The 8,366-nt window shown below is 71.6% G+C and carries 7 protein-coding genes and 1 pseudogene; 1 reads left to right on the top strand and 7 read right to left on the bottom strand.

All coding sequences use genetic code 11. From position 1 onward, the window contains the following. Positions 1–118: 118 nt before the first annotated feature. The 3 genes and pseudogenes from JHD63_RS06895 to mltG all read right to left on the bottom strand — a co-directional run. A pseudogene (locus JHD63_RS06895) lies at positions 119–802 on the bottom strand (DNA polymerase III subunit delta'); the annotation flags it as partial. Further along, positions 799–1,446, bottom strand: coding sequence for a dTMP kinase (gene tmk, locus JHD63_RS06890; RefSeq protein WP_198970006.1), 648 nt, complete (start codon positions 1,444–1,446; stop codon positions 799–801). The pseudogene JHD63_RS06895 and the gene tmk, both read right to left, overlap by 4 nt. Further along, positions 1,447–2,499, bottom strand: a complete 1,053-nt coding sequence (mltG, locus tag JHD63_RS06885) for an endolytic transglycosylase MltG (protein ID WP_233167733.1) — start codon at positions 2,497–2,499, stop codon at positions 1,447–1,449. Between the two features lie 47 nt (positions 2,500–2,546). Between mltG and ygfZ the strand changes: the two genes are divergently transcribed. Beyond that, positions 2,547–3,464 (top strand): CAF17-like 4Fe-4S cluster assembly/insertion protein YgfZ, encoded by a 918-nt coding sequence (gene ygfZ, locus JHD63_RS06880; RefSeq protein ID WP_198970005.1) that lies wholly within the window; start codon positions 2,547–2,549, stop codon positions 3,462–3,464. An 80-nt stretch (positions 3,465–3,544) separates the two neighbouring features. Here ygfZ and JHD63_RS06875 read toward each other — a convergent pair whose 3' ends face one another. The 4 genes from JHD63_RS06875 to JHD63_RS06860 form a co-directional block, all read right to left on the bottom strand. Continuing rightward, complete coding sequence (locus tag JHD63_RS06875; protein ID WP_198970004.1) at positions 3,545–4,417, bottom strand: YbgC/FadM family acyl-CoA thioesterase; 873 nt, start codon at positions 4,415–4,417, stop codon at positions 3,545–3,547. Further along, positions 4,414–5,376, bottom strand: a complete 963-nt coding sequence (locus JHD63_RS06870; protein WP_445327098.1) for an alpha/beta hydrolase — start codon at positions 5,374–5,376, stop codon at positions 4,414–4,416. Before JHD63_RS06870 ends, JHD63_RS06875 begins: the two co-directional genes overlap by 4 nt. Positions 5,377–5,689: 313 nt before the next feature. Further along, a complete protein-coding gene (locus JHD63_RS06865) occupies positions 5,690–6,412 on the bottom strand; it encodes an ABC transporter ATP-binding protein (RefSeq protein WP_198970003.1) in 723 nt (240 codons plus the stop codon). Positions 6,413–6,422: 10 nt separating this feature from the next. After that, entirely contained in the window at positions 6,423–8,366 is a 1,944-nt protein-coding gene (locus JHD63_RS06860) for a branched-chain amino acid ABC transporter ATP-binding protein/permease (protein WP_198970009.1), read from the bottom strand.

The raw sequence follows: 8,366 nt of genomic DNA, 5'->3' as shown, positions 1-8,366 counted from the left end.
CCCCCCCCCCCCCCCCCCCCCCCCCCCCCCCCCCCCCCCCCCCCCCCCCCCCCCCCCCCCCCCCCCCCCCCCCCCCCCCCCCCCCCCCCCCTCTTTACACAGATGTGTATAAGAGACAGGCGCGGGCCTGCGCCAGGGCGTCGGCGGGCCGGCCGCCGGCGGCGCGCAGCAGCGCCGCGGCATCTTCCGGCGCCACGCCCTCCCCGGCCAGCCAGGCCTGCATTTCCTGCTGCGACGGCCACAGCATGGTGTGGGCCTGGCAGCGGCTGCGGATGGTGGGCATGAGCTGGTGCGCCGCCTCGCTCGCCAGCACGAAGCGCACCTGGCCGGTGGGCTCCTCCAGGGTCTTGAGCAGCGCGTTGGCGGTGATGGCGTTCATCTGCTCGGCCGGGTAGACCAGCACCACCTTGCCGCGCCCGCGCGCGTCGGTGCGCTGCGAGAACTCGACCGCATCGCGCATAGCCTCGACCCGGATCTCGCGGCTGGGCTTGCGCTTCTTGTCGTCGATCTCGGCCTGCGCCTTCTCCGGCAGCGGCCAGTCCAGGGCCTGCATCTGCACCTCGGGCATGAGCACGCGCAGGTCGGCATGGGTGCGCACCTCGATCGCGTGGCAGCTTGCGCACTGGCCGCAGGCCAGGCCCTCGGGCGTGGAAGCGTCGCAGAGCCAGGCGCTGGCCAGCGCCAGCGCCAGGGGGTACTGGCCCAGGCCCGAGGGCCCCTGCAGCAGCAGGGCGTGGCCGCGCTGCGCCAGCAAGCTGCCGAGCTGGCGGGCGATCCAGGGCGCCAGAGGCGCGGCGCTCATGGCGCCCCTCCTGCGGGGCCGGTGCGCCGCGCCATGGCGGCCTGCACCTGCTGCGCCACGGCTGGGCGCGGCAGGTTGGCGTCGATGCGCACGAAGCGCGCGGGCGCGGCGGCGGCGCGCGCTGCGTAGCCCGAGGCCACGCGGCGGAAGAAGGCTTCGGGCTGGGCCTCGAAGCGGTCGGGGGCCCGGCTGCCGGCCAGGCGCTGCGCCGCCACCTCGGGCGGCAGGTCGAACCAGAAGGTCAGGTCGGGCTGGCGCACGCGGCCCTCGCCCGTGTCCTGCACCCAGGCCTCCAGCGCGGCCAGCAGCCGCAGGTCGAAGCCGCGGCCGGCGCCCTGGTAGGCGAAGGTGGCGTCGGTGAAGCGGTCGCACAGCACGACCTCGCCGCGCGCCAGGGCCGGCTCGATCACCTGCTGCAGATGGTCGCGCCGCGCGGCGAAGACAAGCAGGCTCTCGGTCAGCGGGTCCATGGCGTCGTGCAGCAGCAGGGTGCGCAGTTTCTCGGCCAGCGGCGTGCCCCCGGGCTCGCGGGTCAGCAGCACCGCCCTGCCCTGCGCGCGCAGCGCCTCGGCCAGGCCGTCGATGTGCGAGCTTTTGCCGGCACCGTCTATGCCTTCGAAGCTGATGAAGAGTCCGTCCTGCATCTACTCTGCTTTCGTGCCCGGGGGGCGATCCTGCCGGACCGCGGCGGGCGGCAGGCCGCGCGCGAGGCCGCGCTGGTACTGGTCGACTGCCCGGTTGTGCTCGTCCAGCGAAGGGCTGAAGTGGCTGCTGCCGTCGCCCCGCGCGACGAAGTACAGCGCGGTGGTGGCGTCGGGCCGCACGGCGGCCAGCAGCGCGGCGCGGCCGGGCATGGCGATCGGCGTGGGCGGCAGGCCGGCGCGGGTATAGGTGTTCCAGGGGGTGTCGGTGAGCAGGTCCTTCTTGCGCAGGTTGCCGTCGAAGGCGGCGCCCATGCCGTAGATCACCGTGGGATCGGTCTGCAGGGGCATGCCGATGCGCAGGCGGTTGGCGAATACCCCGGCGACCAGCCCGCGGTCGCTGGCGCGGCCGGTTTCCTTCTCGACGATGCTGGCCAGGACCAGGGCCTCGTCCGCGTTGCGCAGCGGCGTGTCGGGCGCGCGCTGGGCCCAGGCCGCCTCCAGCCGCTTGTCCATGGCGCGCAGCGCGCGCCGCAGCACGGCCAGGTCGCTGGAGCCCTTGGCATAGGTGTAGGTATCGGGGAAGAAGCGGCCTTCGGCCGGCACGCCCGGGCGCTGCAGCTGCTCCATGATGGCGGCGTCGGCCAGGCCCGCCGTGTCCGGGCGCAGTTGCTCGGCCTTGGCCAGGGCCTCGCGCACCTGGCGGAAGTTCCAGCCCTCCACCAGGGTCACGGCGCGCAGCGCCTCGTCGCCGCGCACCAGCTTGGACAGCAGGCTGCGCGGCGTGGTGCTGCGGTCCAGCTCGTAGCTGCCGGCGCGGATCTGCCGGTCCTGCCCGGACAGGCGGAACCACAGCCACAGCACGCGCGGATCGACGCGCACGCCGGCATTGGCCACGTCCTGCGCCACGCCGCGCGGCGTGCGGCCGGGTTCTATGGACAGATCGACGCTATCGGCCGGCAGGGGCAGCGGCTGGTGCAGCCACCAGAAGGCGGTGCCGCCCGCGGCCAGGAGCAGCAGCAGGACCAGCACCAGTAGTCGACGTAGTGTTTTCAAGCCCAGCGTGTCCTTCCTGACATCAACCGGGCATGATAATTCAGCGCATGACAGCGACCCTGAACGGAATCACCCCTCTCGAACATCTGGGCACCCTCCGCGTGGCGGGCGACGATGCCGTGGCCTTCCTGCAGGGCCAGTTGACGCAGGACTTCGTCCTGTTGCCGCCCGACCAGGCGCGGCTGGCGGCGTTCCTGTCGGCCAAGGGGCGCATGCAGGCGAGCTTCGTGGGCGTCGTGCGCGGGCCCGGCGAGGTGCTGCTGGTCTGCAGCCGCGACCTGCTGGCCGCCGCGCTCAAGCGCCTGTCGATGTTCGTCCTGCGCGCCAAGGCAAAGCTGACCGATGCGACGGCCGAGGTGGCGCTCTGGGGCCTTGCGGGCGAAGCCGCCGCCGCGGCCGGTGCCGTGGGGCCGACCTGGTCCAGGACCCATCCGGCCGAAGGGGTGGACCTGGTGGTGTTGCCGCCGGCCGCGGGCCAGGTGCGGGCGCTGTGGGTGGCGCCGTCAGGCGGGCCGGCACCTGCCGGACCTTCGCTCGCGCCAGCACTCTGGCGCTGGGGCGAGGTCGCCAGCGGCGTGGCGACGCTGACCGCTCCGCTGGTGGACCTGTTCGTGCCGCAGATGCTCAACTACGAGTCGGTGGGCGGCGTCAATTTCAAGAAGGGCTGCTACCCGGGCCAGGAAGTGGTGGCGCGCAGCCAGTTCCGCGGCACGCTCAAGCGCCGCGCCTACCTGGCGCATTCGGACTCCGAGCCTGCGGTGGGCGCGGAGGTGTTCCATTCGAGCGACGACAGCCAGCCCTGCGGCACCGTGGTGCAGGCCGCCGCCGCGCCCGCAGGCGGCTTCGATGCGCTGGTGTCGCTGCAGACCCGTGCGGCCGCAGATGGCCTGCTGCGCGTCGGCTCGCCCCAGGGGCCGGCGCTGGTGCTGCAGCCGCTGCCCTACGCGCTGCTCGACGATATCTGAAAATTCCGTATCAAAAATGGCTCAAGCCCAGGTATCACCTGGGCTTCCAGCTATATTAAATATAGCGCCAGCACCGTAAGCTAGAAGCAGAGCCGCATGCCGATGTGGGGGATGCCGACCTCGTCGAAGGGCGCGCCCGTCGGGGTGAAGCCGGCCTGCGCGTAGAAGCCCTGCGCGCTGCACTGGGCGTGCAGGATGACTTCGCGGTCGCCGCGTGCCCGGGCCTGGGCCAGCAGCGCGTCGAGCACCGTGCGCCCCAGGTGGGCGCCGCGCAGGGCGCGCAGCACGGCCATGCGTCCGACGCGGCCCACGCCCTCGGCGTGCCGCAGCAGCCGGCCGGTGGCCAAAGGCTGGCCCAGGCGGTTGTAGACCACGGCATGCACGGCGCCGGCGTCGTCGGCGTCCCACTCGTCCTCGGGCGCAATCGCCTGCTCCTGGATGAAGACTTCGGTGCGTATGCTGGCGGCATGTGCGCCCAGCGCGGCCCAGGGGCCGGAGCGGACCTCGGTCACGCCGGCGCCGGCCTCGAAGTCCTGCAGCAGGGCGCGCAGCGCCGGCGGCACCGGCCGCGCGGTCTGGGTGGCCGAGTCGGCGAAGACGTAGACCAGCTCGCACTCGATCAGCCGCCGGCCATCGCGGAAGATCGCGCCCTCGAACCCCATGGAGCTGTTGCCGATGCGGGCGCAGCGCACGGCAGCTTCCAGCAGGTCGTCCATGCGGGCCGAGGCGTGGTACTGCAGCGTGGCCTTCTTCACGTAGAGTTCGCCGCCCAGCAGGTGCATGGCCGACTCGTAGGGCAGCGCCAGCGCGCGCCAGTAGTCGGTGACGGCGGTGTCGAAGTACATCAGGTAGTGGGCGTTGAAGACGATCTTCTGCATGTCGACTTCGGCCCAGCGCACGCGCAGGCGGTGGCGCACACGGAAGTCGGCGGGGCGGGCGGCGGCGTGGGTCATGGGGCGGTTCCAAAGGCCTGGCGCAGCGCGGCGGCAGCGGCGGCATGGGCCTGCCGCGCCTGCGGCACGACGCGGCCCATCTTGATGAATTCGTGGGTGACGCCGCGCCAGAGCTCCAGCCCCACCGGCACGGCGGCGGCGCGCAGCAGGTCGGCATAGGCCAGGCCTTCGTCCAGCAGCGGGTCGCACTCGGCCAGGCCGAACCAGGCCGGCGCCACGCCTTCGGCGTCGGGCACCCGCAGCGGGGCGAAGCGCCAGTCCTCGCGGTCGGCGTCGTCGCGCAGGTAGAGGCCGAAGAACCAGGCGATCAGCTCCCTGCTCAGGATCGGCCCCTGGGCGTAGCGCCGGTGCGATCCGGTGTCCTGCCAGGCGCCGCAGCCGGGGTAGAACAGCAGTTGCAGCGCCAGCGGCAGGCCGGCGTCGCGGGCCTGCAGTGCGCTGGCGGCGGCGAGCGTGCCGCCGGCGCTGTCGCCGCCGACGGCGATGCGGCGGGCGTCGATGCCGTGGCCGGCGCCCTCGCGGTGCAGCCACGCGAGCGCATCCCAGGCGTCGTCGTGGGCGACCGGGAAGCGGTGTTCCGGCGCCAGCCGGTAGTCCACCGACACCACCGCGCAGCCGGCCAGCCGCGCCAGCTCGCGGCACAGCGTGTCATGCGTGGCGACCGCGCCGATGGTGAAGCCGCCGCCGTGCAGGTAGAGCAGCGCCGGCAGCGGCGCCGCGCCCTGCCCTGCGGCCACGGGCGCGTACAGCCGCAGCGGCAGCGCATGGCCGTCGCGCGCGGCGATGGTAAAGTCCTCCACGCGCGGCAGGGCGGCGCGCGGCACCTCCAATACCTCGGCCGCCGCGGCGTAGGCCTGGCGCGCCTGCTGCGGCGTGAGGGTCTGCATCGGCGCATGGCCGGCGCGGGCAATGCCCTGCAGCACGCCGCGCATCGCGGGCGTCAAGGCAGGCGCCTGCATCAGCGGGAAGGCGCGCCGAGTGCGGGCTTGGCGGCTTTTGGAAGGGGTGCGAGCGCGCGCGCCACGTGGCGCTGCGGTGTGTGCGGAGATGGCATGTCCTCGTTCTGTGTGCGGTTGGGGTGCGCCGCATTCTGTCTCAGAAGGTTCTCTAAGGCGACGCTGAACAAGTCCCCGCGCTGGCGCGCGCCCTGGTGTGGGATGGGATGCAAGGCGCAAACCGCAGCCATGGCCGCAGCCATGGCGAGGATTTGCAACGCCGCAGACCGCCCACGGCAGGGATGCGCGACGCGCGAGGGACTTGTTCAGCGTTGCCCTAATGCCCTCCGCCCAGGTAGGCGGCCTTGACCGCAGGATCGTTGCGCAGCTTCTCGGCCGGGCCGTGCAGGGATATGCGGCCGTTCTCCAGCACGTAGCCGTAGTCGGCCACGCCCAATGCCGCGGCCGCGAACTGCTCGACCAGCAGCATGGTCACGCCTTCGCTCTTGAGCCGCCCGATGATGCGGAACACCTCGGCCACCAGGATCGGCGCCAGGCCCATGGAGGGTTCGTCGAGCAGCACGACGTCCGGGTTGAGCATGACGGCGCGCGCCATGGCCAGCATCTGCTGCTCGCCGCCGGAGAGCGTGCCGGCCAGTTGCGTGCGACGCTCCTTGAGCCGGGGGAAAAGCTCCAGTGCGCGTTCGAGGTCGGCCGCCACGTCGCCGCGCGGCCGGCTGCCGGTCAGGCGGGGGAAGGCGCCGAGCGTGAGGTTGTCGGTGACCGTCATGGTCGCGAAGACGCGCCGCCCCTCGGGCGAATGCGCCAGGCCACGCTTGGCGATGTCGTAGGACTCCAGGCCGTCGATGCGCTGGCCGTTGAGCGTGATCTCTCCCGCGCCCGGGGCGATCATGCCGGAGACGGCCCGCATGGTGGTGGTCTTGCCGGCGCCGTTGGAGCCGATCAGGGTCACGACCTTGCCCTGGGGCACCTCGATCGAGATGCCGTGCAGCACCTCCACCTTGCCGTAGCCGGCGAAGAGATTGTGGATCTTCAGCATGCTGCGTTCCTCAGGCGGTGGCCGTGGCGGCATCCTGCCCGCCCAGGTAGGCCTCGATCACCCTCTCGTCGGCCTGCACCGCGGCAGGCACGCCTTCTGCGATCTTCTGGCCGAAGTCGAGCACCGACACGGTATCGCAGATGCCCATCACCACATCCATGTGGTGCTCGATCAGGATCAAGGTCACGCCATGCTCGCGGATCTTGCGGATGATGACCATCAGCTCCTTGATGTCCGGGGCGGTCAGGCCTGCGGCCGGCTCGTCGAGCAGCAGCAGCTGCGGATCGAGCGCCAGTGCGCGCGCGATCTCCAGCAGGCGCTGCTTGCCATAGGGCAGGTTGCGCGCCTCCTCGGCCGCGAAGGACTCCAGTCCGACGAATTGCAGCAGGCCCAGCGCGCGGGCCGCGGCGGCTTCGCTCTCGCGCCGGTAGCGCGGCGTGCCCAGGGCCACGTCCAACAGGTTGCTGCGGAAGCTGTGGTGCAGGCCCACCTGCACGTTCTGCAGCGCGCTCATCTCGCCGAACAACTGCACGTTCTGGAAGGTGCGCGCGATGCCGGACAGCGCGATGTCCGCCGAGGTGCGGCCGACCAGCGAACGGCCCGCGAACACCAGGCTGCCGGCGGTCGGCACGTAGATGCCGGTCAGCACGTTCATCATGGTGCTCTTGCCCGAGCCGTTCGGGCCGATCAGGCCATGGATCGACCCGCGCCGGATGGTCAGGTCGACGTCGTTGAGCGCCTTCAGGCCGCCGAACTGCATCAGCACGCCCTGGGCCTGCAGCAGATCGCCGGACGCGCCGGCATGCGCGGCGGTGAATACCGCGTCGGACTGTGCCCCGCCCTCTTCCACGCTCGGCGCGCGGGGCTGGGGCGTGCGGATGTTGATGGCCTTGCGCACGAAGCCGACGATGCCGTCCTGCAGGTAGTACACGACGAAGAGCATGATCACGCCGAAGATCGAGAGCCGCCAGTCGGTCATGGTGTCCAGCCAGAACGACAGGCCCGCGAGCGCCATGCTGCCCGCCACGGGGATGGCCATCTGCACCGCAGTGGCGCGCCCGCGCCGGATGGCCACGGCTGCCGTGGCCACCACCGCCACCGCCAGCGCCACCGAGACGTAGCGGAACAGCACCACGTCGTCCAGCAGCTTGGGCAGCAGCACGATGATGGTGGCGCCGAGCATGGCGCCGATGCGGCTCTTGCGCCCGCCCATGATGACGGCGAGCAGGAACAGCACCGTGAGTTCGAAGTTGTAGGTGTTGGGCGAGATGTACTGCTCGGAGTACGCATACAGGCAGCCGGCCAGGCCCGCGAAGCCGGCACTGATGACGAAGGCGTAGACCTTGTAGCGGTAGACCGAGACGCCCATGCAGTCCGACGCCACCGGGCTGCCACGCAGCGCCTCGAAGGCCCGCCCCAGGTGCGAGCGCAGGATGCGGTGCACCACGAGCAGCGCCAGCACCATCAGCACCGCCACCACCCAGTAGTACTCGCGCTCGTCGAGCTTGTGGCCGAACAGCGCGGGCTTCTCGAGCTTGATGCCCATGGGCCCTTCGGTCAGGAAACTCATCTCGTTGATGAGGATCTGGATGATGGTGCCGAAGGCCAGCGTCACCATGGCCAGGTACGGTCCCGACACCCGCAGCGCCGGCAGGGCCAGCAGCGCGCCGAAGCCGGCCGTGAACAGGATGGCGACCGGCACGGTGATCCAGAACGGCGCCGCCAGCTTGAGCACGAGCACGCCGGCCACATAGGCGCCTAGCCCGAACAGCCCCGCATGCCCGAGCGACACCTGGCCGGTGTAGCCGACCACGATGTCCAGGCCGAACAGCACGATCGCATAGATCATGATGGTTTCGAGCAGATGGATGTAGTACGGGTTGTCGATGCCGACCGGGAACAGCAGCAGCGCGGCAACCCCTGCGATGGCCAGCAGGCGGTGGCTGGTTTTCAT

The sequence above is a fragment of the Xylophilus sp. ASV27 genome (genome assembly GCF_016428875.1).
Taxonomy (GTDB): Bacteria; Pseudomonadota; Gammaproteobacteria; order Burkholderiales; family Burkholderiaceae_C; genus Xylophilus.
Note: the sequence above shows the minus strand (reverse complement) of the source record. Positions and strands in the feature narration are given on the sequence as shown.